The following is a 23,394-nucleotide window of genomic DNA, read 5'->3' as shown; positions in this document are numbered from 1 at the left end:
AGGACTCATGACTCGCTTTGAAGATTTATCCCGTTTTACACGCGTTTGCATTACTCGAGAGGGCGGGCTGGTTGCCGCGCCCGGGTTAATGCGTCCACGTACTTTTGATGTGGTCGAATGCAGCTTGGATGAGCAGAACGCGCTGTGCCACTGGCTCAATGAAGGCGAGCGCATCGGCCGGCAGGCATCCCCTGGGCGGGGCGATCAGCGCTATTTTCGAATCTGTCTCTATAAGGACCGAGACGGCGAGGCGTCGCCGGATGAAGAGCTGAATGTCCCCGAGGACGCGGCCCCTGCGGGCGTAAAAGCCCTTTGGGAAGAGGGGCGCATCGAGCCGCTATAGCCGGGTCTTGTTGGGTCTGTTGGGTTCCTCACGAGCGAGTGTCGGCACTAGGAAACCGGGCAGTCTCGCCTGAAGGGCATCCATGAGCTCATGGGCCCTGGCGTCTGAAACGTGAAAGTGGGCTGCGCCGTCGACCTTGTCGAGCACATGCAGATAGTAGGGGCGAACATCCACTTCGAATAGCCGTTCGGACAGCGCCTCGAGAGCATCTACGGTGTCGTTGACGCCCTCGAGCAGAACGCTCTGGTTCAAGAGTGTCACACCCGCTGCACGCAGTCGCTGGCACGCGTGCGCCATGGCGTCGTCGATCTCGTTGGCGTGATTGATGTGCAGCACCATCACCGGCTTGAGTCGGCTTGAGGTCAATACCTTCAGTAACTGCTCGGTGACCCGGTCGGGGATGACCACGGGCAGCCGTGTGTGCACGCGAAGGCGGGTGAGGTGTGGAATGCGCTCGAGCTTATCGATCAGCGCGTCGAGGTAGTTGTCCGGCGCGATGAGAGGGTCACCGCCGGAAAGGATGACCTCTCTGAGGCTGGCGTCGCGTCTTAAATACTCGAGTGATTCATCCCATTGCGCTTGGGAAAGGGTGTGTTCCCCATAGGGGAAATGCCTCCGGAAACAGTATCTGCAGTTGACCGCGCAGGCGCCTGACACGATGAAAAGCACTCGCCCGTGGTATTTGTGGATGATGCCGGGCGCCGGCGTATGCTCGGCCTCCTCTAGCGGGTCCTGGGTGAAGCCTGCGACCTGTTCCGTTTCACGGCCAGTCGGCAGCACCTGTCTAAGCAGCGGGTCGTTCGGGTCGCCCGGTCGCATGCGGCGCGCGTAAGCCTCCGGGACGCGGGTCGAGAACAGGGCATGCCCTTGACCTGCATCTGCCATTAACGTCGCCGGAAGGCCGAGCGCGTCCAGCAGCGCAGCCGGAGTGCGGTAGGCCTGCTTGAGCTGAATTCGCCAGTCATCGACGGCAGGGACCTGCACGAGAGGGACAGTTCGGGTTATCATCGGCACACTTTGAGCATCATGAATTCATTCAACGACGCATCGACGTCGAGTCACTGAGTCATGGCCGATCCCATGATCGGCCCGAGCGAGGCATTATGGCGAACTATTCTACCAACGAATTCAAGTCCGGTCTGAAAGTCATGCTGGATGGCGATCCCTGCAGCATCGTCGACAACGAATTCGTCAAACCCGGCAAGGGCCAGGCGTTCAACCGGGTCAAACTGCGTAACCTGATGACCGGTCGTGTCTGGGAGCGCACGTTCAAGTCCGGCGAATCCATCGAAGGGGCGGACGTGCTCGACCTGGACATGGAGTATCTCTATAACGACGGCGAAATGTGGCACTTCATGAAGACCGACGGTTCGTTCGAGCAGTACGCGGCGGACAAGAAAGCCGTGGGCGAGAGCGAGAAGTGGTTGAAGGAGCAGGTGAGCTACACCATCACGCTCTGGAACGACAACCCGATCTCGGTCGCGCCGCCGAACTTCATCGAGCTTACAGTGACCGAAACCGATCCGGGCCTCAAGGGCGATACCGCCAACGGCGGCTCGAAGCCTGCCACGCTTTCGACCGGCGCGGTCGTTCGTGTGCCGCTGTTCATCAATGAAGGTGAAGTGCTCAAGATCGACACCCGCTCTGCGGAGTACGTCGGTCGCGCCTGAGCACGCGTACCGCATGTCATACCGACGCCGGGCCTTGTGCCCGGCGTTTTCGTAGGCGGCTCTCTCGCCTTCACGATCAAGGAGATTCAAGGCCGTGGATCACCCGGATTCCACCTGGCGCCCGAGCGCCGACATCGAAACCCTGCGCGCGCGCGCGCGACACTTGGCATCGGTGCGGGCGTTTTTTAAGGCGCGAGGCGTGCTTGAAGTCGAAACACCGGTACTGGGCCATGGCGGCAGTACCGATCCGCACTTGGCGTCCTTGTCGCTTGAGGCCACCACGCCCGCAGGCCAAGAGCAGCTCTGGCTCCAGACCTCGCCTGAAGGACATATGAAGCGGCTTTTGGCGGCAGGAAGCGGGCCGATCTTTCAACTGGCGCGCGTATTTCGAGACGGCGAAGTCGGGCGCAGGCACAACCTCGAGTTTACCATGCTCGAATGGTACCGCCCGGGCATGGCGTTCGATGCGCTGATCGGGGAAACCTGTGATCTGATCGAGCACGTGCTTCAGGCGGATCTGCCCCGGTGCCGACATGCCTATCGCGCATTGTTTCAGCGCCATGTCGGGCTCGATCCGATGACGGCGTCGCTTGACGCGCTTCAAGATCGGGTGGCCCCGCATCTCGGCGAATCCTGCCCCGACTGGTCGCGCGACAGTTGCCTGGATCTTTTGATGAGCTTCGAGGTGGAGCCGCACCTGGGTCAGGGCGTGATTGATATCGTGACCGAGTACCCGGCAAGCCAGGCCGCGCTTGCGAAATGCCATAGTGACCCCGATGGCTGTCAGGTCGCTTCCCGCTTCGAGGTGTATGTCCGGGGCATCGAACTTGCCAACGGCTACGACGAGCTGATCGATGCGTGTGAGCAGCGTCAGCGGTTCGAGGCCGATCAGCGTGAGCGGCGCGCGCTTGGCGCGCCATCGGTCGAGGCCGATCACCACCTTGTGGCTGCCCTCGAATATGGTCTGCCCCCGGCCTGCGGTGTGGCGCTCGGGCTGGATCGACTGATCATGCTGGCCGAGGGCCGAGCGTGTGTCAGTGACGTGATGGCGTTCGATACCCCGCGTTGCTGAAGGTGGTCTACTCTGTTTTTGAGTGTATTAGAAAGGTGTTGTTTCGAAACGACACCAAAGTAATTAAACTTTAGTTCAATATAAGAGGTGGCCAGGCTCTCGATGCCCCAGGAGGCGTGTCGATAGTTCAAGGGTCGCCCGACCGTAGACAGACAGCAAAAATGAGCCCGAAACGGGCCGTCTTTCTTTCGATCATCGAGCCATGCTCGGTGATGGATCACTCAAGAGATATACGTTCATGACTTCCAAACATGCCGGAACGTCGTCGGGTCAGATGACCCGACGTCAGCTTCTGGGGTACAGCCTGGCGGGCGCAGCCGGTGCGGCTGCGCTTGTGTCACCGCTTGGCGCCCTGGCTGCGCCCAATACTCCCGCCCAACTCGGCACCTTCATGACCGTGTCGCAGGCGGTATGCGAAAAGAGCGCATTGAACCCCGCCGTCGGGCGGGCTTTGATGACCGCGCTTTCCCGAACCGATGACGGCTTCGCCGAGCACCTGAACGCACTTTCCAAGGCGCTCGAGCAAAACGGTCTCAATGCGCTGGCCGGTAATGCGGATTCTCCCGTCGCACAGACGGCCAAGCGCATCCTGAGCGCGTGGTATACCGGCATCGTCGGTGAAGGGGAGCACGCCCGTGTCGTGACCTACCGCCATGCACTTCAGTTCCAGGCCGTCGATGACGTATTGGTCATCCGCACGTACTGCCCCAACGAGCCGGGCTTTTGGGCCGAACAACCAGACACGGAGAATGTGTAATCATGGCAACAACGCATAGCGCCGACGTCGTTATCGTCGGCTCCGGCGTCGCCGGCGGTCTGGTCGCGCATCAGCTGGCTCTTGCCGGGAAATCGGTTCTGGTATTGGAGGCGGGCCCGCGCTATCCCCGGGGTGACATCGTCGAGCGCTTTCGGAACCAGACTGACAAGATGGATTTCATGAAGCCGTATCCATCGACCGAGTACGCGCCACATCCTGAATTCTCGCCCGATAACGGTTATCTGATTCAAAAGGGCGAACACGCCTATGACGCGCAGTACATCCGCGCCGTCGGCGGTACGACCTGGCACTGGGCGGCGTCGTCCTGGCGATTTCTGCCAAGCGATTTCCGGCTGAAATCCCAGTACGGTGTCGGCCGTGACTGGCCGATCGGCTATGACGACCTGGAGCACTACTACCAGCGCGCCGAGGAAGAGCTGGGCGTGTGGGGGCCGGGCGATGAAGAGCTCGGCTCGCCCAGAAGCCAGCCCTATCCCATGTCGCCGCTGCCGATCTCCTACAACGAGCGCACCATCAAGACCCGGCTCAATGCCAACGGGTTTTACATGGTGACCGAGCCGGTCGCGCGTAACAGCCGCCCCTACGATGGCCGCCCGACCTGCTGTGGCAATAACAACTGCATGCCGATCTGCCCGATTGGCGCGATGTACAACGGCATCTTTCACGTCGAAAAGGCCGAAGAGGCCGGCGCCCGGGTGATCGACAAGGCCGTGGTCTACAAGATCGAACGCGGCGAAAACGACAGGATCGCGGCAGTACATTACAAGACACCCACCGGCGAGTCGGTGCGGGTCGAGGGCAAGGCGTTCGTGCTGGCGGCCAATGGGATCGAGACGCCGAAGCTGATGCTGATGTCGGACATCGGCAACAGTTCGAGTCAGGTCGGGCGCAACCTGATGGACCACCCCGGTACCGGGGTCAGCTTCTTTGCCGATCAACCGCTGTGGCCGGGCCGCGGCGCGCAGGAGATGACCTCGATCATCGGATGGCGCGACGGCGAGTTTCGCTCCGAGTACGCTGGCAAGAAGCTGCATTTGTCGAACCTGTCGCGCACCGACGTAATGGCCCAGAAGATTCTGAGCGAAGACCGCCTGATCTTTGGCAAGGCGCTCGACGCCGAGATTCGGGATCGCGCCTCGCGCTATGTGCAGTTCGACAGCTTCCATGAACTGTTGCCGCATCCGGAAAACTTCATCAAGCCAAGCGCCACCGAAACCGACGCGCTCGGCATTCCGAAGCCGGAATTTCACTACGCCATCGACGACTACGTGCGCCGAAGCGCGGTGCATACTCAGGAAAAATACGCTGAAATCGCGAGGCTCATGGGCGGCACTCAGGTCGAGTTCCACAACGACTTCGCCAACAACCAGCACATCTGCGGCACGGTACTGATGGGCGATGATCCCAAGGACAGCGTGGTGGACGGTCAGTGTCGAACACATGATCACGACAACCTGTTCATCGCAAGCTCCGGCACCATGCCGACCGTCGGTACGGTCAACTGTACGCTGACGATCGCGGCGCTGTCGCTTCGCATCGCCGATACGCTGAAGGGGGAAGTCTGATGCGCATTTCTCACGCACTCGGCGCTGCGCTTGCGCTCGGCACGCTTTCAAGCCCGGCCGCCTTTGCCGCTGATACATCAGGCCACAAGGCGTCCGAGCCGATGAGCCGGGGCGCCTATATCGCCCGCACCGCAGACTGCACGGCCTGTCATACCACCAATGACAACACGCCGTTTGCCGGCGGGCTTGCGATGCCGACCCCGATGGGCGACATCTACTCGACCAACATCACTCCGGACACCAAGACCGGCATCGGCAACTACTCGCTCGAGGATTTCACGCGGGTGCTGCGCGAAGGCGTCAACAAGCAGGGCGATCATCTGTATCCGGCGATGCCCTACACCGCCTATACCAAGATGACGGACGCCGACATCAAGGCGCTCTATGACTACTTCATGAACGAGGTGGCGCCGGTCGAGCGGGCCAACAAGGAAAGCGATATTCCCTGGCCGCTCAGCATGCGCTGGCCGCTGGCGGCCTGGAACTGGATGTTCATGGACAAGGGTGTCTACGAGCCGCAGGCCGACAAGAGCGACGCCTGGAACCGCGGCGCCTATCTGGTTCAGGGCGCGACCCACTGCAGTACCTGTCACACCCCGCGTGGCCTTGCGATGCAGGAAAAGGCCTCGAGTGAGCAGGAAGAAGGCTTCCTTGCCGGCGCTGATCTTGGCGGCTGGCACGCGTTCAACATCACCAATGACCCGATCGACGGACTCGGCAACTGGAGCGATGCCGAGATCGTTCAGTACCTGAAAACCGGGGCGGTTCAGGGCAAGGCGCAGGCCGCCGGGCCGATGGGTGAAGCCGTGGAGCACAGCTTCCGTTTCATGAGCGACAGCGACCTTCAGGCGATTGCGACGTACCTTCGAAGCGTGCCCGCGGTCAACGAGGGTGTTTCCGAAGAGACCTCTCGCTTTACCCAAGGGGAGCCGACGCCGGTCGACGTGCAGGTTCGCGGGCTGGACCTCGACACCGCGAAGAAGCAGGCGCCGGGCGCCTCGCTTTACATGGGCAACTGCGCGACCTGCCACGGGGCTGACGGGTCAGGCTCGCCGGATGGCTACTACCCGTCGCTCTATCACAACAGCGTGGTTGGGACGACCAGGCTCGATAACCTGACTCAGGTCATCCTGAACGGCGTGCACCGTGAGAACAATCACGGCGAGCTGTTGATGCCGGCGTTCAAGACGCAGCTGTCGGATGAGGAAGTGGCTACCCTGGTCAACTTCGTGACCGACACCTTTGGCAACCCTGACGCCGAAATCACGGCCGATGAGGTCAAGGACATTCGCGACAGCGGTGAGTGAGTCTTGAGCCTTTCGACGTCGAAAAAGCCCCGCACTGCGGGGCTTTTTTGTAGGCAGTGACGCAGGCTTTGAGCGTCAGGCCGGGTCGACCGTCGCGAGCGACTGGCCCATGCGTACGGTGTCGCCGGCATCGACGTCCGGGTGAAAGCGCACGCCCTCTGGCAGACACATCACCACGGACGAGCCCAGTTTGAAGCGGCCCAGTTCCTCGCCGGTTTCAAGCGTTATTTCCTGGTCGAAGCGGCAGTCCTGCGGGGTCTTGGCGCCGGGCGTGACCTGGCCGGACCAGACGGTCTCGATGCCGGCCACGATCATCGCACCGATCAACACCACGGCCATCGGGCCGAACTCGGTTTCGAAGTGGCAGACCAGACGTTCGTTACGGGCGAAAAGCCCAGGTACTTCCCGTGCAGTCGCCTGGTTGACCGAGAAGATGCGCCCCGGCACATAGCGGGTGCTGACCAATCGACCTGATACCGGCATATGGACGCGGTGATAGTCGCGCGGTGAGAGGTAGATCGTTGCGAACTGACCGTCCTGATAGGCGGCGGCCTCGTTCTTGTTGCCCCCGAGCAGAGAACGCACGCTGTAGGTGTGTCCCTTGGCCTGAATCAGATGCCCATCCTCGATCGTGCCACACTGGGACAGCAGGCCATCGGCCGGGGAGACGACGCCTGCGCCAATCGGGCGGGCGCCCTCGACCAGCGGCCGGGTGAAAAACTCGTTGAAGGTACGGTAGTCACCCGGTGTCTTGTGGACAGCGTCGTTCATGTCGACGTCGAACGTCTTGATGAACTGAGTGATCATGGCGTTCTTGAGCCACGGGGTCGGGCAATCGGCCAGGTGGCCGGCCAGCCGGGAAATGAGGTGGTGAGGCAGCGGATACTGCAGCCAGGCAAAGAGCTGATCGCGATTCACAATAAAAGGTCCCACAAGAAAAGGGGATGCATTATCGCATCCCGGAGTGCATCGGTGTCACGCGTCGTGCGTTTTTTCGATGGGCGTGTCGTCGCGGTTGCCCCACTCGGCCCAGGAGCCTGGGTAGGCGCTGATGTGCGTGAACCCGAGCGCCCGACCGACCAGCCAGGTAAACCCGCTTCGGTGGTGGCTCTGGCAGTGAGTGACCACCGGGATCTCTGGATCAAGGCCCTTGGCGCCGAGCAGGGTGATGAGTTCGGCGTAGTCGCGAAGGCGGTAGTGGCGCTCAGGGTCCATGGCGTCGGTCCACTCCAGATTGATCGCTCCCGGAATGTGGCCGAGGTGGCGGTTCTTGCCCTTGAGGCCGTCGTATTCATCCGGTGAGCGTGCGTCCCAGACCGCAAGCGAGCCGTTATCGAGCTCGGCCTTGATGGCATCGACGTCCATCATGACCTCGGGATGCTTGAACTCGGCCGTGTAGTCGCTTGGCTTTGGCGTGTGCGGGGCGGTATCCATGGCAAGGCCTGCCGCGCGCCAGGCATGAATGCCGCCGTTCAAATAGGAATAGCGGGTGTGGCCCATCAGCTCGAGCGTCCACAGCAGGCGTCCGGCCCAGCCGCCGCCTTCGTCGTCGTAGGCGATGACGTGCGTGTCGCGGGTCAGGCCCAGCGAGGAAAACAGGTTCGTAAGCGCCTCGGGCTCCGGGACATCGTTCGGCGTCTTGCCTGAATCGACACCGGCAAACAACCGGGTGTGGTCCAGAAAGATGGCGCCCGGCACATGGCCTTGCGCGTAGCTTTCTGCCTTGGCAGGCACATCGATGATCAAAAGCGAGGGGGCGCTCAAGACGTCGTTGAGAGTGTCCGGCTCAACGATCAGTGGCAGCAGGTTGTCTTCGGTGCTCATGGGCGATCCCTTTCGGTGGAAGTCATGGCCCAAGGCTAGCCAATAAGCGGGCACAGGGACAACTGCCCGTGCCGATAAGGCGCTGGGTCGGTATACTGCCGGCTGCTTTTTTCCATCGTTGGAGAACCACGTGCTAGACCGACTATTTACAATAAGAGCGCAGGGCAGCTCACCGAAACAGGAAATCCTGGCAGGCGTTGCGACCTTCCTCGCCGCCATGTACATCATTGTGGTCAACCCCTCGATCCTGAGTGACGCAGGCATCCCCTTCAGCAGTGCACTGACCGCGACCGTGATCATCAGTTTCTTTGGAAGTCTGATGATGGGCCTTTATGCGCGAAACCCTATCCTGGTGGCCCCGGGCATGGGCATCAATGCGCTTTTTACCTACACCATGGTGCTCGGCGCCGGCATCCCCTGGCAGACCGCCCTTGGGTGCGTTTTCTGGGCAGGGGTGATCTTTGCGGTGCTTGCGGTATTCAATGTGCGCCGTTACGTGATCGACGCCATTCCCGCCCAGCTCAGGTACGCCATTGCCTGCGGTATTGGCCTGTTCATTACCACCATCGGTTTGGTCAACGCGCAGTTTCTGGTCACAAGCCCGGCAACCGTTGTGTCCATGGCGCCGATGAGCGCACCGATCGTGACCTTTCTGATCGGCATGGCGGCGACCGCGCTTCTGGTCGCGCGCGGCGTGCAGGGCGCGCTGATCATCGGCATCATCTTCACTACGCTGATTGCCTGGCCGATCGGGCGCTGGTGGGGCGATGGGAGCGCGTATCTCGGTGCCTCGACCCTTGTGAACTACAACGGCATCTTTGCCTGGCCCGATTTCAGCGGCCTGCTCAAGGTCGATATCCTTGGGGCGCTCGATGTGGCCTATTTGCCGTTCACCTTCGTGATCTTGTTCACGATCTTCTTCGATGCGCTGTCGACGTTCATGGGGGTGTGTCAGGCCGGGAAACTCCTGGATAAAAACGGCGAGCCGCGCAACATTCGCCAATCGATGGTGATCGATGCCATCTCCGCGCTGATTTCGGCGCCGCTTGGCACCAGCCCGGCCAACGCCTACGTCGAATCCGCTGCCGGCATCAGTCAGGGTGGCCGTACGGGGCTGGTGGCCGTAGTGGCAGCCATGCTTTTCCTGCCGTTTCTGTTTCTGTCACCGCTGTTGTCGTTGGTTCCGGCAATCGCAACGGCGCCGGCGCTGATCATGGTCGGCGTGTTCATGCTCGACCCGATCCGCATGATCAACTGGTATGAGATGGACGATGCCATTCCGGCATTCATCGCGATGATTCTGATTCCGCTGACGTACTCGATCACCCACGGGGTCGTGTTCGGGTTCTTGAGCTTTGTGATCGTCAAGGTCGGGGTTGGCAAGGCGCGTGAGGTGAAGCCCACCATGTGGGTGCTGTTCGCGCTGTCGATTCTGATGTTGATGGAGGGCTAGGGTGCCGGTGAGCACCGAGAGGTGCTTGCAAGACCCCGAAAAAACGCGGCGCCCTGGCGCCGCGTTTTTTACGTCTGTCTGACCGAACGCTCAGTCTTCAGAGCCCTCAGTACGCGGGGCCGTCGAGACTTGCCTTGATCTGTTGGTAGCTTGTGAACCGCTCGGGATGAATATCGCCACGTTCGACGGCGGCTTTTAGGGCGCAGCCGGGCTCTTCCTCGTGATGGCAGTCGCGAAACTTGCACTGGCTTGCGAAGGGGCGAAACTCGACGAAGCCGTCGGTGATGTCCTGCGCGCTCAAGTGCGTCAGCCCGAACTCGCGAATGCCGGGGGAGTCGATCAGTTCGCCGCCGTCTTGAAAGCGGTAGAGCCGAGCGGTGGTCGTCGTGTGCTTGCCCTTGCGGGTGTCTTCCGACAGCGCCCCGATTCTTAAAAGCTCATCGGGCAGCAGCGCGTCGATCAGTGAGGATTTGCCAACGCCTGATTGGCCAACGAACACGGTGGTCAGCCCATCAAGGGTCTCGGTCAGGGCGTCGAGCCCGTGTTCGCGCTTGACCGAGGCAGGCAGAATCTCGTAGCCAAGCGCTTCATAGCGGGTGAGCCAGCGCATCAGTTCGCCGCCATCGTCGGGCAGCAGGTCGGTCTTGTTGAGCACCAGTACAGGTTGAATGCCGGTGGCCTCGCAGGCGACCAGGTAACGGTCGATTAGATTGGGGTACGGTTCGGGTTCGGCGGCAAAGACGATCAGGATACGGTCGACGTTGGCCGCCACCGGCTTGAGCTGGCCGCGGGCATCGGGGCGCTCGAGAGTGGATGTACGCTCGAGCCGCGTCTCGATCACGCCGTTGTCCTCGATGCCGGGTCGAAAAATGACCCGGTCGCCGGTCACAAGCTGAGCGATGTTGGCACGCTGATGGCACTGATGCAGGCCGTGATCGTTGTCGGCGACTTCGAGCGTGCGGCCGAAGTGGGCGATGATGCGGCCCTCGCGCTCGGGGCCGAGTCGGCCGGCGTCGTCTTCCGCGCTTGCCTTTTCGTCCTTGCGGGCGGCTCGTTTGGCCTTTTCGGCCTGAATCTTATCGATGCGCCACTGTTGCTGGCGGCTCAGTTTTCGTCGACTCATGCGTCCTTCGCTGGTCTGATTACGTGCTTGATTGTACGCTTTACGCCACCGAGATGACATCGCAATTCATGAAGCGCTCAAGGCCAAATGGTTGCCTTGAGCGCGTAACCGTTGCCCGGAGTACCCATGAGCACCCCCGCTAAAGACCGCCTGATCTGGATCGATCTGGAAATGACCGGGCTGGACCCGGCCGAGGACCGCATTATCGAGATCGCCACCATCGTGACCGACAGTGACCTCAATGTAGTGGCCGAAGGCCCGGTACTGGCCGTACATCAAAGCGATGCACAGCTTGACAAGATGGACGACTGGAACCAGAAAACCCATGGCGACAGCGGTCTGATCGAGCGCGTTCGACAAAGCGATATCTCGACCGCGGACGCCGAACGCCTGACTCTCGAGTTTCTGGCCGAACACGTCAAGGAGGGCGCCTCGCCAATGTGTGGCAATAGCGTGCATCAGGACCGGCGCTTCATGCAGTACGAGATGCCAACGCTCGAGCGTTTCTTCCACTACCGCAACATTGATGTCTCCACACTCAAGGAGCTGGCGCGGCGCTGGAAACCGGGCATCGTCGACGGATTTCAGAAAAAGGGCACCCATCAGGCGCTGGACGACATTCGCGAGTCAATCGAGGAAATGGCGTATTACCGAACGCACTTTCTCGATGTATGAGGGTCAGTGTGTAGGTTGAGGCACGGCCTTTCTAATCGATCGTTGCCTGGGCCGTGGCCATCGGCAGGCGTGCGATGGTGTGTGGCTCGGGCGCCTGGTGTTGCTCGAGCGCCCACGCGACGTGCTCTCGCACCAGGGCAGATGGGTAGGCGCGGCGGGCATTCAGTGCGCTGAGTACGGCGCTGGACGTCGGTGCATTGCCAAGCCCCACCGCCAGATTGCGCAGCCAGCGCGCATAGCCGATGCGTCGAATCGGGCTTCCGGCAGTATTTTCAAGAAACTCTGCCTCGCTCCAGTTGAAAAGCGTCACCAGATCGGCGCGGTCGAGAGCGTGGCGCGGGGAAAAATCCGTTTCCGCGCTTCGCTTGGTAAAGCGTGTGAACGGGCAGACCAGCTGGCAGTCATCGCAGCCAAACACACGGTTGCCCATCGGTTTTCGAAATTCGTGCGGAATGGCGCCGTGCAGCTCGATGGTCAGATACGAAATACAGCGTCTGGCGTCGATGATCTTGTCATCGACGATGGCGCCGGTCGGGCAGGCGATCTTGCACTGGTTGCAGGAGCCGCAGTGCTCGCGCTCGAACGGCTCATCCACCGGTAGCGGCAGGTCGGTATACAGCTCGCCAAGAAAGAACAGCGAGCCGGACTTTGGGTTGATGATCATGGCGTTCTTGCCGAACCAGCCGTGACCGGCGCGCTGGGCAAGTGCGCGCTCCATAACCGGTGCAGAATCCACGAACGCACGATACCCGAAGGGACCGATCGCGCGTTGAATGCGCTTCGCCAGTTGGTCCAGGCGCTTTCGAATCAGTTTGTGATAGTCGCGCCCGAGAGCGTAGCGTGACACATAGGCTTTTTCGGGCTGACCGAGCAGTTTGGCGCTTTCGACCTCCGGCGGCAGGTAATCCATGCGGACACTGATCACGCGCAGGGTCTCCGGCACCAACTCTGCCGGCCGAGTGCGTTTTGTGCCATGCTTTTGCATGTAGTCCATCTCGCCATGATGGCCGGCCTTGAGCCACGCCTCGAGGTAGGCCTCGTGCTGGCCCAGATCGACACCGGTAATGCCGCAGGCACTGAAGCCCAGCTCGCGTGCAAGCTCTTTGATGTGCCTTGAAAGGGCGGTGGGGTCGAGCGACGACGTGTCTGCCATGAGGATGGGGTGCGATCGGTAGGTGTATGCAACCACACAGTGTAACGCGTTGCTGGTCGGCCTTCGACCGGGACGAGCAAGGCAAGGAGCAAAGGCAGTTCATGGAACGTGCGATTCGTCTTTACAGCGCGGAACAGTCACGCGCGCTGGACCAAAAGGCCATGGAGCATGGCCCGAGCGGGTTCGATCTGATGCAGCGCGCCGGGCACGCGGCGTTCAACCTGATCCGAAAGCGCTGGCCCGAGGCCGGGTCGCTGTCGATTCTGTGCGGGGGCGGCAACAACGGCGGCGATGGCTTTGTGGTGGCGGCGCTTGCGCGGCAGTCCGGGCTCCGAGTGCAGTGCGTTGCACTTAAGCCCGAGTCAGCGCTTTCGGGGGAGGCGCTCGAGGCCTGGCAGCTGGCGAGTGCCGCGGGTGTCGTCATGACGCCGTGGTCACCGGATGTGGCGCTCGATGGCGCCCTGATTGTCGATGCGCTATTGGGCACCGGTATTGCAGGCACCCTGCGTACGCCGTTCGATGCGGCTATCGAGCGCATCAACGGCGCCGGTGTGCCGGTGTTGTCACTTGATGTGCCTTCCGGCGTCAATGCCGATACCGGGCAGGTGGTCGATGTCGCGATCGTGGCGTCGCTGACCGTGACGTTCATCGGGCGAAAGCTCGGCCTTTATACGGGCGACGCGGTCGATCACGTCGGTGAGTGCGTATTTGCAGGCCTCGAGGTCGGCCAGTACCTGAACGGCGTCGACTATCAGGCAACGCTTTTAAGCCGGGATCGCTTGAGTCAGCGCCTGCCGGCGCGCAAGCCCAGCACCCACAAGGGGCAATGTGGTCACGCGCTCGTGATCGGCGGTCAGCCGGGCTACGGCGGCGCATCGATCATGGTGGCCGAAGCGGCCGCTCGTCTCGGGGCAGGGCTTGTAAGTCTTGCCACCGATGAGGTGCATGTGGCGCCGGCGTTGACCCGTCGCCCGGAACTAATGGTGCGTCCAACCCGCAATGCCCATGACATCCATGATCTGCTCGAGGCCTGTGATGTCATCGCGATCGGCCCGGGTCTTGGGCGAGGCGCCTGGGGCGAGGGTCTGATGGCGGCGGCGCTCGCCTCGAATCGGCCGGCCGTGATCGATGCCGATGGCCTTCATGTCATGCAGGCGCTGAACCTGATGCCGACCGCGCCGCACGTACTGACACCGCACCCTGGCGAGGCAGCGGCGCTGCTTGGGTGGTCTATTGCCGATATTCAGGCCGACCGGCTGGCGGCGGTGCGAGCGCTCAAGGCGCGCTTTGGCGGCACGGTGCTGCTGAAAGGGGCAGGTACGCTCATTGCAGGCACTTGCCCGATGACCGGCGACGAGGTGGTCTATCTCAATGCCTTTGGCAACCCTGGCATGGCGACCGGCGGCATGGGAGACACCCTGACCGGCTTCATCACCGCGCTTCTGGCGCAGGGGCTGTCGCCGCTGGAGGCGGCGCTCAACGGCTCGCTTCTGCACGCGCTGGCCGCCGATGAGGCCGCACGCGACGACGGGGAGCGTGGTGTGCTGGCGACCGATCTGGCATCCTACGCTCGTCGATTGGCCAATCCGCAATAAGACGCCTGATCATGACTATTTTACTTAACGATGAAGCCGCGCAGGTCGCATTTGGCCGCTGGCTGGGGCAGACATTGGCCGGTCGTGGCCTTGTCTATCTGGAGGGTGAGCTTGGCGCCGGCAAGACGACGCTGACCCGCGGCATTCTGTCGGCCTATGGCCACGACGGTGCGGTCAAGAGCCCTACTTATACGCTGATGGAGCCCTACGAGCTCGATACGGCGCGTATCTATCATTTCGATCTTTACCGGTTGGGTGATCCAGAAGAGCTCGAGTTTCTCGGTGCGCGGGACGTGCTCGGCGACGGCGAGTGCCTGAAACTTGTCGAATGGCCAAGTCGGGGTGAAGGCTGGCTTGCTTCGCCCGATATTACCGTAACCCTTGATGTCATGGCCGAGGGACGACGCGCTACGCTTTCTGCGTCGTCCGACTACGGGCGTGATGTGCTCGAGGCGCTTTCCAAGCCACGTTAGGATTTTTATGCGAGTAGGTGCGTTACGTTCGATTCGAGCCCTGTGTGTCATTGTTGGTATCGCGCTGGCGCAGTCCGCCTTCGCCGCCACGCTCACATCGCTTGATGTGAAGCATGCCGGCGGCACGACGGCGCTCGAGTTCGATCTTGCCGGCAAGCCCGATACCAATGTGTTTGCGCTGGATAACCCCGCCCGGTTGGTGGCCGACTTCTCGGACACGCGCAAGGTCGGCTCGATCGAGGCGGCGGCCTCGAAGAGCGCGCTGATCAAGGCCGTGCGCTCGGGGCCGCGCAATCAAAACGATCTCCGGGTCGTAATCGATCTATCGCATGCCGTGACGTTCGAGGTGGCGCCGATTCGCAAGATTGGAAGCGACGGTTACCGACTGGAGGTCGTGCTCGAGGGCGGCGACAGTGATGAAGGCGACCCGATCGAGGCGATCATTCGAAGCCGTGAAAACGCCGCAACCGAGGCGCTGGCCAAACGGTCGTCGACCACGGCCACTCGCGCAGAGCCCGCATCAAGGAAGCCCGCCGTTGCTCATCCTCGCCGCGATATCGTGGTGGTGGTGGATGCCGGTCACGGCGGCAAGGACCCCGGCGCGGTCGGCCCGCATGGCGTGTATGAAAAGACGGTGGTGCTTCAGATGGCCAAACGGCTGGCGGCGACATTCAATGCCGCCCCCGGCTTCAAGGCGTACCTGACCCGTGACCGTGACATATTCATCCCATTGCGGGGCCGCACCCGCATCGCACGGGATCGGCACGCCGATTTCTTCGTGTCACTGCACGCTGACGCCGCGCGGTCGAGTTCGGCGCGGGGCAGTTCTGTGTTTGCGCTGTCTCAGCACGGTGCCACGTCGGAATCCGCGCGCTGGCTTGCAAAAAGTGAAAACAACTCTGACCTGATCGGTGGGGTAGGTGGCGATCTTAGCCTGGACGACAAGGACGAAATGCTGCGTGGGGTGCTGCTTGACTTGAGCATGACCGCCACCATCAACGATTCGCTGGCCGCAGGCACCGATGTGTTCCGCCAGATCGAGCGGGTCAATCGGATTCGTCACGGTCGGGTCGAACAGGCCGGGTTTGTCGTGCTCAAATCCCCCGATATCCCCTCGCTTCTGGTCGAGACGGGCTTTATCACCAATCCGAGCGAAGAGCGGCTTCTGCAACAGGCCAGCCACCAGCAACAGCTGATGAACGCGGTCTACGCCGGCATTCGGGCGCATTTCGAGCGTCAGCCCCCGCCGGACAGCCTACTGGCCTGGCAGCGTGATCAGGCGCGCGGCGGCGCTCGGGATGAGTACCGCGTCAGCGCCGGCGATACGCTGTCGTCGATTGCCGGCCGATTCAACGTATCGATTCTCGCCCTCAAGCAGGCAAATCGGTTGAGTTCGGATGTGCTGCGGGTCGGTCAGATTTTGAACATTCCCTGAGGGTTTATGAGTACAGCTACCCAGCAACACCAGCGCCGCATCCAGGTGCTGCCGCCGCGACTGGCCAACCAGATCGCGGCCGGCGAGGTGGTGGAGCGGCCGGCGTCGGTGCTCAAGGAGCTGGTCGAAAACGCCATCGATGCCGGGGCAACCCGCATCGATATCGAGATCGAGGCCGGCGGCGCCAAGCTTCTTAGAGTGCGTGACAATGGCTGTGGCATCGGTCCTGAGGATCTACCACTGGCGCTGTCACGGCACGCCACCAGCAAGATCGAATCGCTTGATGACCTGGAAGGTGTGGCAAGCCTTGGCTTTCGGGGCGAGGCGTTGGCGGCGATCAGTTCGGTCTCGCGGCTGGAGCTTTTCTCCAACACCCACACCGACACCAGTCAGGCGTGGCGCGTCGTGGCCGAAGGCCGCGAGATGACCTCAAGCGTAACCCCGGCCCCGCATCCGCGTGGGTCGAGCATTACGGTGCGTGATCTGTTTTTCAACACGCCTGCCCGGCGCAAGTTTCTACGTACCGAAAAGACCGAGTTCAATCACATCGAAGAAGTCTTCCGACGTCTGACTCTATCGCGGTTCGACATTGGCTGGACGCTTTCGCACAACCAGAAGCCGGTGCATCAACTGCCCGCCTGTGATAGTGACCTGGCCGGTGAGCAACGTATCGGCAAGCTGCTCGGGCGCGAGTTCTTGAAAAATGCGCTGAGTGTCGATATAGAGGCTACCGGTCTTCGCTTGCGTGGCTGGGTGGGGTTGCCCACGCATACTCGGGCTCAGGCGGATCAGCAGTACTTCTTCGTCAACGGGCGCATCGTGCGTGACAAGCTGGTGGCGCACGCGGTGCGTCAGGCGTACCGCGATGTGCTGTTTCACGGGCGCCACCCGGTGTTTGTGCTGTACCTGGAGCTCGACCCGGCGGTCGTTGATGTCAATGTGCATCCGACCAAGCACGAAGTTCGCTTTCGAGACGGTCGGCTCGTACATGACTTTCTGTTCTCGAGCCTGCATCGCTCGCTGGCCGAGGTGCGCCCGAACCAGTCACCGGACACGCTGGCGGCCGCCGAGGCGCCCACCGAGCGAGAGACGTCGCCGCCGGCATCTTCGGCCACCTCGGGCGAAGGGCATCAGCAGTCGATGGCGCTTCGAGACGCGCCGCCCGAACGGCCCTTCGGTGAGCGCAAGGTGCGTGAGTTCATGGCGGGCTACCGGGCGTTGCATCCGGATCACGAGGACCGATTGCTGACGCCCCAGACATCCCAGGGATCTGAGGCATCAGAGCCACCGGCAATGCCACGTTCAACGGGCATTCCAGGCAATCTGGAATCTGGAATCAGTCCGGGCAATACCAATGGAGCCGATGACGCGTCGGACAGCACGCCCGACGTGCCTCCGATGGGGTATGCCGTTGCGCAGCTGCACGGGGTCTACATCCTGTCGCAGACGGCGCGAGGCATGGTGGTGGTGGACATGCACGCAGCGCATGAGCGCATCACCTACGAGCGGATGAAAACCCAGTGGCTTGCCGGCGAGCTTCAGGCGCAGCCGCTGCTGGTGCCGGTCTCGATCGCGGTGAGTGAGGCGCAGGTCGAGGTGGCCGAAACCTTTGTCGACACGTTCGCCCGACTCGGTGTCGTGCTCGACGCCGGTGGGCCGGAAACGCTTCTGGTGCGTCAGACGCCGGCGCTGCTTGGCAAGGCCGACCCGGAGCCGCTGGTGCGCGACATGCTGGCCGAGCTTGACCGCTACGGGCGTTCCGACCGTCTGGAGGCGCATCTAAACGAGATTCTCTCCACCATGGCCTGTCATGGCAGCGTTCGTGCCAATCGCCGGTTGACCGTGCCTGAAATGAACGCGCTGCTGCGCGATATGGAACGTACCGAGCGCAGCGGCCAATGCAATCACGGTCGACCGACCTGGACCGAGCTTACGATGAGTCAGCTCGATAAGCTTTTCCTGAGGGGGCAATGATGCGTGCACCCTCAGGCAAACCCTATGTACCGTTCATCATGGGGCCAACGGCGGCCGGCAAGACCGATCTAGCGATTGCGCTGCATGAGCGGCTCGGTTTCGAGCTGATCAGCGTTGATTCGGCCATGGTCTATCGGGGTATGGATATCGGCTCAGCCAAGCCCACGGCAGACGAGCTGGCCCGGGCGCCGCACCGATTGATCGACATACGCGACCCCTCTGAGCCTTACAGTGCGGCCGAGTTTCGAGACGACGCGCTCGGTTTGATCGATGCCCTGTGGCAACGCGGACAAACGCCGTTATTGATAGGCGGCACCATGCTGTATTTCAAGGTGCTGGTCGATGGGGCTGCCAGCATGCCGGGGGCCGACGCGGCGGTGCGAGAGCAGTTGCAGCGTGATATCGAGCAGCGCGGTCTGAGTGCGCTTCACGAGGAACTGGCCCGCGTCGATCCGGTTGCCGCCGAGCGTATTCACCCCAACGACCCGCAGCGGCTGACACGGGCGCTTGAGGTGTATCGCCTGACCGGCAGGAGCCTGACATCGCACTGGGAGGACCAGAGTGCGGTGGCGCTTCCGTTCGAGCCGCTGCCGATCGTGGTCTGTCCCGGTAGCCGGGCGCTTTTGCATGAGCGCATCGCCATGCGTTTCGATCAGATGCTTGAACTTGGCATTATCGAGGAAGTCGAAGCACTGAAAGCGCGCCCTGAGATTCATGCGGATCTGCCGGCCATGAAAAGCGTGGGATACCGTCAGGTCTGGGAATACCTGGACGGCCGATTCGATCGGTCTACGCTAAGGGAGCGGGGCGTTGTCGCTACGCGTCAGCTGGCCAAACGTCAGTTGACGTGGCTCAGACGTTGGCAGCACGCTCACTGGATTGATCCTCAGGCTGAAGATGTTGAGGCGTCAGCCTTGAAAATCGTGCGTGGTGCCGGCACTTAGCGTACTATGAGTGGTCACGCTCATCATGTGATGCTGTCACTTCAACGTGAATCGCTTTGCGCGCGAGTCGACACGATTACTACCAAAACACATAAAATCTAATTACTACTGGGAGAGCAACATGTCCAAAGGACAATCCCTTCAAGACCCGTACCTGAATGTTTTGCGCAAAGAGCGTATCCCGGTTTCGATCTTTCTGGTCAACGGCATCAAGCTTCAAGGCCAGATCGAGTCTTTTGACCAGTTCGTTATCCTGCTGCGCAATACGGTCAGCCAGATGGTGTACAAGCACGCCATCTCGACAGTTGTTCCGTCCCGTAACGTTCGCCTGCCGGCGCAGGAAACTCCCCTGCAGCCCGGGCAGGAAAGCTGATTTAGAGAGGCGCTTACTTGTTCTTTGAACGTCCTGGTTCAGGTGAAACAGCCGTACTGGTTCATATCGATTTTCAGGCGGCAGAACAGTTCGAGGATGCCGGCGAATTCATGGAGCTGGTGCGGTCGGCGGGAGCGACTCCCGCCGCACTTGTCAATGGCACTCGTCGACACCCCGACCCCAAAACCTTCCTTGGTACCGGCAAGCTCGATGAGCTTCGAGATACCATCGCCGCCCATGAGGCGGAACTCGTTCTATTCAATCACGCTTTGTCCCCGTCTCAGGAACGTAACCTCGAGCGCGAGCTCAAATGTCGCGTACTCGACCGAACCGGCCTGATTCTGGATATCTTCGCGCAGCGCGCTCGAACGCACGAAGGCAAGCTTCAGGTGGAACTCGCTCAGCTCGAGTACATGTCCACTCGTCTTGTCAGGGGCTGGACGCACCTTGAGCGGCAAAAGGGCGGTATCGGGCTTCGTGGTCCCGGTGAAACCCAGCTCGAGACCGATAGGCGGCTGCTTCGAGGGCGGATCAAGGCGATCAACAAGCGTCTCGACAAGGTTCGAAAGCAGCGCGAGCAGAATCGTCGGGCGCGTGAGCGCGGTGAAATTCCATCGATTTCACTGGTTGGCTACACCAACGCGGGCAAGTCGACGCTGTTCAATACCGTCACGAATTCCGAGGTGTACGCAGCCGACCAGCTCTTTGCAACGCTCGACCCAACCCTCAGGCGGCTCGAAGTCGCTGACGTGGGGCCTGTGGTCATGGCCGATACGGTCGGGTTCATTCGTCACCTCCCACACAAGCTGGTCGAAGCCTTCAAGGCAACGCTTGAAGAGGCGGCTCAGGCGGACCTTCTGATCCATGTCGTGGATGCGGCCGATCCGGAGCGTGAAGCCAATATCGAAGAAGTCAATAAGGTTCTGACCGAAATAGGGGCCAACGAAGTGCCTCAACTTCAGGTTATGAACAAGATTGATCTGTTAGGCTCGTCCCCACGCATTGAGCATGACGATTACCATGATCCGCAGTCGGTTTGGCTTTCGGCGCGCGACAATCAGGGCCTGGATCTGCTTCTTGAAGCGTTGTCCGCGCGCCTTGGGGTCGATATCGTCGATGTTTCGGTGTCTCTGACGCCGAAGCAAGGGTGGTTACGAGCTCAATTGCATGACATCAACGCCGTGCGCGAGGAAGCGTTCGACGAGCAGGGAAATGCCCAATTGGCCATACGCCTTCCTAAACGGGACTTCTTGCAGCTACTCTCCAGGGCTGGTGAAGACCCCGAGGACTACCTGCCTCAATCGTATTTCGAAGACGCATTCTGAGGACGTTTCGTCCGGCAACTCGTTTAGTGGAGACTGACTATGGCTTGGAATGAGCCAGGTGGTGGCAAGAACAATTCAAACGACCCCTGGGGTGGCGGTGGCCGCAATGACAATGGTGATCGCCGGCCGAACAATAATGGCAACGGTGGCCCGCCGGATCTCGATGAGGCGCTGAAGGACCTGCAGAACAAGCTTGGTGGCCTGTTCGGCAAGAAAAATGGCGGCGGCAACAATAATGGCAATGGCCAGCAGGGCGGCGATGGGGGCGATCACAAACGCAATGCGTTTGCGCTTCCGGCACTGGTGGTGGTCGTGTTGTCCGGCGTCTGGTTTGCCTCCGGATTCTATCTGGTCGACCAATCGGAGCGAGGCGTTGTGCTCCGATTCGGCGAGTACACAGAGACCGTTGGGCCCGGCCTTCACTGGAATGCACCGTTCGTTGACGAAGTGCGCGAGGTCAATGTGACCAAGGTGCGTTCGCTGACGCAGACGGCCTCGATGCTCACGCAGGATGAGAACATCGTAAAGGTGAAGATGTCCGTTCAGTATGTGGTATCCAATCCGCGTGATTACGTGCTGAACGTTCGTGCACCGGAAATGAGCCTCGAGAACGCGACCGATTCGGCCCTTCGTTACGTGGCCGGTCAAACCGAGATGAACGACATTTTGACGTCCGGGCGTGAGCTTCTCGCCTCCAACGTCACCACCCGTCTTCAGTCCTATCTTGATGCTTATGGCGTTGGGCTCCAGCTCAAGGCCGTCAACGTGGAAAGCACGTCTGCGCCGGATCAGGTTCAGGATGCCTTCGACGATGTCATTCGCGCCCGTGAAGACCGCGAGCGGTCGATCAATGAAGCGCGCGGTTATGCCAATTCGGTTCTGCCGCAAGCCCGTGGTGAAGCGTATCGGATGGAGCGTGAAGCTGATATCTACAGCCGAAACGCCACCGCCCAGGCCCAGGGTGAAGCCAACCGCTTCCTGAGCCTCAACGAGGCGTATGTAAAAGCGCCCGATATCACACGTGAGCGTCTCTACCTCGATACCATGAGCGATATCTTCAGTCATACCAACAAGGCGCTGGTCAATGTCAGCGGCGGTAACGCCATGATGTATCTGCCGCTTGATAAGCTTGGGCAGAACGCCGGTGGTTCCAACGCGTCCGGCTCGATCAATGGCTCTGACAATGCATCCGCGCTGAAGTCAATTGCCAACGATGTCGTCAACTCGTCTTCAAGCCGAAACTCCACGCTTCGGGAGGGCCGCTAAATGCTTAACAACCGCGCCCTGGTGATCATCGCGGTGCTGGCCGTCGCGGCCTGGATCGCCAACAGCAGCATGTACATCGTCAACGAGACGCAGCGCGCCATCAAGCTGCGCTTCGGCGAGGTGGTTCAGGCCGACATTCAGCCGGGACTTCATTTCAAGTGGCCGCTTCTCAATACGGTCCGTACGTTCGATGGCCGTGTGATGTCGCTTGACGCCTCGGCCAGCCGTTACCTGACGAAAGACAAGAAAGCCGTCATCGTTGATTCCTACGTCAAGTGGAAAATCATCGATCCGCAAAGCTACTACGAAGCGACCAGCGGCGATGAGCAGATGGCGGAACGCCTGATTGCGCCACGTGTGGATGAGCGGCTTCGTAACGAGTTCGGTAAGCTTGAGCTCAGTGACATCGTCGCTGACCGCTCGGTGGCTGCGGCCCAGCAGAAGAAGGAAGCCAAGCCGGAAACGGAAGAGGCGACCAAGGAAGAGACCATGGACAAGCCGACCAACGATCTCGATGCCGCCATGCGCAACGAGCTTGGGGTCGCCATCCTTGATATTCGTGTGAAGCGGATCGACCTGCCGAGTGAGGTATCACAGGCCGTTTACGAGCGAATGCGCAGTGAGCGCCATCGTGAGGCGCAGCGTTACCGCGCTGAAGGGCGTCAGGAGGCCGAGGAAATCAAGGCCAAGGCCGATCAGCAGAGCAAGGCCCTGCTTGCTGATGCGCGTGAGAAGTCCGAGACCATTCGCGGTCAGGGCGATGCTCAGGCGGCAACGATCTACGCCAATGCCTACACGCAAAACGAGGATTTCTTCCGCTTCTACCGCTCGCTCGAGTCCTATCGAGACAGCTTCGGCAAGCAAAGCAACAACATGTTGGTGCTGAGCCCCGACAGCAAGTTCTTCCAGTATTTCAACGGCGCCAATGGCGAACAACCAAGCGCTCCCTGAATGGGCGTTCAAGGGTTCACCTGCCGTTAAAACATGGTAGACTCTTAGCGAAACCGGGCTTTCAGCCCGGTTTTTTTGTGCGTTTAAAAGCGCCT

At 61.0% G+C, this 23,394-nt stretch carries 22 protein-coding genes; 17 read left to right on the top strand and 5 right to left on the bottom strand.

Features of this window, described 5'->3' with window-relative positions:
- The first annotated feature begins 7 nt into the window (after window positions 1-7).
- The gene (locus tag NAT49_RS10175) at window positions 8-343 is read left to right on the top strand and encodes a protealysin inhibitor emfourin (protein WP_251593828.1); all 336 of its coding nucleotides are present in this window, start codon (window positions 8-10) and stop codon (window positions 341-343) included.
- Here NAT49_RS10175 and epmB read toward each other — a convergent pair.
- Window positions 338-1,351: an EF-P beta-lysylation protein EpmB gene (epmB, locus tag NAT49_RS10170; RefSeq protein WP_251593827.1), complete on the bottom strand. Its 1,014-nt coding sequence runs from the start codon at window positions 1,349-1,351 to the stop codon at window positions 338-340. The two genes, NAT49_RS10175 and epmB, sit on opposite strands and share 6 nt — an antisense overlap.
- Window positions 1,352-1,446: 95 nt before the next feature.
- Between epmB and efp the strand changes: the two genes are divergently transcribed.
- The 5 genes from efp (at window position 1,447) to NAT49_RS10145 (ending at window position 6,735) form a co-directional block, all read left to right on the top strand.
- A complete protein-coding gene (gene efp / locus NAT49_RS10165; RefSeq protein WP_251593826.1) occupies window positions 1,447-2,013 on the top strand; it encodes an elongation factor P in 567 nt (188 codons plus the stop codon).
- 94 nt (window positions 2,014-2,107) lie between these two features.
- Window positions 2,108-3,085, top strand: coding sequence for an EF-P lysine aminoacylase EpmA (epmA, locus tag NAT49_RS10160; RefSeq protein ID WP_251593825.1), 978 nt, complete (start codon window positions 2,108-2,110; stop codon window positions 3,083-3,085).
- 238 nt (window positions 3,086-3,323) lie between these two features.
- Window positions 3,324-3,842 carry a sorbitol dehydrogenase family protein gene (locus NAT49_RS10155; protein ID WP_251593818.1) on the top strand — a complete coding sequence of 173 codons (519 nt, stop codon included), beginning with the start codon at window positions 3,324-3,326 and terminating at the stop codon, window positions 3,840-3,842.
- A 2-nt stretch (window positions 3,843-3,844) separates the two neighbouring features.
- Window positions 3,845-5,428 (top strand): GMC family oxidoreductase, encoded by a 1,584-nt coding sequence (locus NAT49_RS10150; protein WP_251593817.1) that lies wholly within the window; start codon window positions 3,845-3,847, stop codon window positions 5,426-5,428.
- The gene (locus tag NAT49_RS10145) at window positions 5,428-6,735 is read left to right on the top strand and encodes a cytochrome c (protein ID WP_251593816.1); all 1,308 of its coding nucleotides are present in this window, start codon (window positions 5,428-5,430) and stop codon (window positions 6,733-6,735) included. Before NAT49_RS10150 ends, NAT49_RS10145 begins: the two co-directional genes overlap by 1 nt.
- A gap of 75 nt (window positions 6,736-6,810) precedes the next feature.
- On the opposite strand, the gene asd is transcribed toward NAT49_RS10145, so the two are convergent.
- Complete coding sequence (gene asd / locus NAT49_RS10140; RefSeq protein ID WP_251593815.1) at window positions 6,811-7,653, bottom strand: archaetidylserine decarboxylase; 843 nt, start codon at window positions 7,651-7,653, stop codon at window positions 6,811-6,813.
- A 57-nt stretch (window positions 7,654-7,710) separates the two neighbouring features.
- Window positions 7,711-8,559, bottom strand: a complete 849-nt coding sequence (locus NAT49_RS10135; RefSeq protein WP_251593814.1) for a sulfurtransferase — start codon at window positions 8,557-8,559, stop codon at window positions 7,711-7,713.
- A gap of 130 nt (window positions 8,560-8,689) precedes the next feature.
- Between NAT49_RS10135 and NAT49_RS10130 the strand changes: the two genes are divergently transcribed.
- Complete coding sequence (locus NAT49_RS10130) at window positions 8,690-10,012, top strand: NCS2 family permease (RefSeq protein ID WP_251593813.1); 1,323 nt, start codon at window positions 8,690-8,692, stop codon at window positions 10,010-10,012.
- Window positions 10,013-10,118: 106 nt separating this feature from the next.
- Here NAT49_RS10130 and rsgA read toward each other — a convergent pair whose 3' ends face one another.
- Window positions 10,119-11,135 (bottom strand): small ribosomal subunit biogenesis GTPase RsgA, encoded by a 1,017-nt coding sequence (rsgA, locus tag NAT49_RS10125; protein ID WP_251593812.1) that lies wholly within the window; start codon window positions 11,133-11,135, stop codon window positions 10,119-10,121.
- Between the two features lie 126 nt (window positions 11,136-11,261).
- Between rsgA and orn the strand changes: the two genes are divergently transcribed.
- Window positions 11,262-11,810 (top strand): oligoribonuclease, encoded by a 549-nt coding sequence (gene orn, locus NAT49_RS10120; protein ID WP_251593810.1) that lies wholly within the window; start codon window positions 11,262-11,264, stop codon window positions 11,808-11,810.
- A gap of 31 nt (window positions 11,811-11,841) precedes the next feature.
- On the opposite strand, the gene queG is transcribed toward orn, so the two are convergent.
- Complete coding sequence (queG, locus tag NAT49_RS10115; protein WP_251593808.1) at window positions 11,842-12,963, bottom strand: tRNA epoxyqueuosine(34) reductase QueG; 1,122 nt, start codon at window positions 12,961-12,963, stop codon at window positions 11,842-11,844.
- 101 nt (window positions 12,964-13,064) lie between these two features.
- Here queG and NAT49_RS10110 point away from each other — a divergent pair, with 101 nt between their 5' ends.
- The 9 genes from NAT49_RS10110 (at window position 13,065) to hflC (ending at window position 23,299) form a co-directional block, all read left to right on the top strand.
- Window positions 13,065-14,558 carry an NAD(P)H-hydrate dehydratase gene (locus NAT49_RS10110; RefSeq protein WP_251593806.1) on the top strand — a complete coding sequence of 498 codons (1,494 nt, stop codon included), beginning with the start codon at window positions 13,065-13,067 and terminating at the stop codon, window positions 14,556-14,558.
- 11 nt (window positions 14,559-14,569) lie between these two features.
- On the top strand, window positions 14,570-15,031 hold the full coding sequence (gene tsaE / locus NAT49_RS10105; RefSeq protein WP_251593804.1) for a tRNA (adenosine(37)-N6)-threonylcarbamoyltransferase complex ATPase subunit type 1 TsaE: 462 nt from the start codon (window positions 14,570-14,572) through the stop codon (window positions 15,029-15,031).
- 7 nt (window positions 15,032-15,038) lie between these two features.
- Window positions 15,039-16,466 (top strand): N-acetylmuramoyl-L-alanine amidase, encoded by a 1,428-nt coding sequence (locus NAT49_RS10100; RefSeq protein WP_251593794.1) that lies wholly within the window; start codon window positions 15,039-15,041, stop codon window positions 16,464-16,466.
- Between the two features lie 6 nt (window positions 16,467-16,472).
- Window positions 16,473-18,440, top strand: coding sequence for a DNA mismatch repair endonuclease MutL (gene mutL / locus NAT49_RS10095; RefSeq protein WP_251593792.1), 1,968 nt, complete (start codon window positions 16,473-16,475; stop codon window positions 18,438-18,440).
- Window positions 18,440-19,384 (top strand): tRNA (adenosine(37)-N6)-dimethylallyltransferase MiaA, encoded by a 945-nt coding sequence (miaA, locus tag NAT49_RS10090; protein WP_251593790.1) that lies wholly within the window; start codon window positions 18,440-18,442, stop codon window positions 19,382-19,384. Before mutL ends, miaA begins: the two co-directional genes overlap by 1 nt.
- Before the next feature lie 121 nt (window positions 19,385-19,505).
- Complete coding sequence (gene hfq, locus NAT49_RS10085; RefSeq protein ID WP_251593788.1) at window positions 19,506-19,757, top strand: RNA chaperone Hfq; 252 nt, start codon at window positions 19,506-19,508, stop codon at window positions 19,755-19,757.
- A 17-nt stretch (window positions 19,758-19,774) separates the two neighbouring features.
- Window positions 19,775-21,082, top strand: a complete 1,308-nt coding sequence (gene hflX / locus NAT49_RS10080; RefSeq protein ID WP_251593784.1) for a ribosome rescue GTPase HflX — start codon at window positions 19,775-19,777, stop codon at window positions 21,080-21,082.
- Between the two features lie 39 nt (window positions 21,083-21,121).
- Window positions 21,122-22,348 (top strand): FtsH protease activity modulator HflK, encoded by a 1,227-nt coding sequence (gene hflK, locus NAT49_RS10075; protein ID WP_251593775.1) that lies wholly within the window; start codon window positions 21,122-21,124, stop codon window positions 22,346-22,348.
- Entirely contained in the window at window positions 22,349-23,299 is a 951-nt protein-coding gene (gene hflC, locus NAT49_RS10070; protein ID WP_251593773.1) for a protease modulator HflC, read from the top strand.
- Window positions 23,300-23,394: the final 95 nt, after the last annotated feature.

The organism is Larsenimonas suaedae (assembly GCF_023712105.1).
GTDB classification, from domain to species: domain Bacteria; phylum Pseudomonadota; class Gammaproteobacteria; order Pseudomonadales; family Halomonadaceae; genus Larsenimonas; species Larsenimonas suaedae.
Note: the sequence above shows the minus strand (reverse complement) of the source record. Positions and strands in the feature narration are given on the sequence as shown.